Here is a 937-nt window from a genome sequence, read left to right on the forward strand (position 1 = left end):
GCCGACAGGCCGAGATGGATCGCCGCGTCCGGCGTCTTGAGATAGCGTGGCGTTGCGGCGGCGACAGGCTCGGCCATGATGATCCTCCTGATGATGGCCGGCCCCGGAAAAGAGGGCCGGCGGACAGGAGGCGATCGTGGCGAAAAGGCCCCTATGCGAAGAAGGGACAGCGCCAAGGGGGCAGGAAATGTCCCCTGTCAGCCGCCGCGCAGCAGACGGATATAGCCGCCGTCCCGCAGCTCGACGGCTTCGGCCAGCCAGCGGCGGATGCGTTTGCGCTCCTTGCTTTCAACCCATTCGGCGGCACTGTAGCGGCGGACCTTGCGATGAATCAGCGAGGCGGCCAGCTCGCGCTGAGTGGCACCTGCCTCGCGGCCATCGAGCACTTGCAGCAGGGTCAGGAGATGTTCGCGCCGGAACGGTGGCGGGCGCAGCGCCGGTGGCCCGGCCGCCATGCCGTTGAGGCGGCGGCACAGGCGTTCGGCCGACGCGAGGCGTGCAAAGGGATCGGGTCCGATCGGCAGCATCACGGCCATCGGTCCCTGGCACGAACCGCACACGCACAGATGCTCGTCTCCATCGGGATCGGCGAGGATGACATGAATGAAGTCGCCTATCCTGATCCGCGCGCGAACGTCGCCCAGCGCCCGCATGTCGAGAGTTTCCGCACCGATTCCGGCAAGCGCGGGTGCGACGACGATATTAGCCGGTGACAGGTCGGGCCGCGCGACCGCCAGCCTGGGATCGAAGGCGGATGCGGGCGCGGTGTGATAGCTGATGCCCCAGCGCCGCACGAGGCTCGCGGTCGCATTGTCGGCGGAGATCGCGCCGCGTTTCACGCGGCCGAGCGCGCGGCGGTAGTCGGAGCGATAGCGAGCGTTCCGGCTGAGATAGCCGATGGCGATATCCGAATATTGCAGCGCGTCGTCCCCGGCCT

1 protein-coding gene is annotated in these 937 nt (G+C 68.0%); it reads right to left on the bottom strand.

Annotated features, from left to right (window positions below; all coding sequences use genetic code 11):
- Positions 1-197 precede the first annotated feature (197 nt).
- Positions 198-937 (bottom strand): DUF2285 domain-containing protein (locus AX735_RS23235; protein ID WP_066285009.1); only part of this gene is annotated, 740 nt, incomplete at its 5' end.

Origin of the sequence: Blastomonas sp. CCH1-A6 (assembly GCF_001556365.1) — a bacterium.
In the GTDB taxonomy this organism is placed as follows: domain Bacteria; phylum Pseudomonadota; class Alphaproteobacteria; order Sphingomonadales; family Sphingomonadaceae; genus Blastomonas; species Blastomonas ursincola.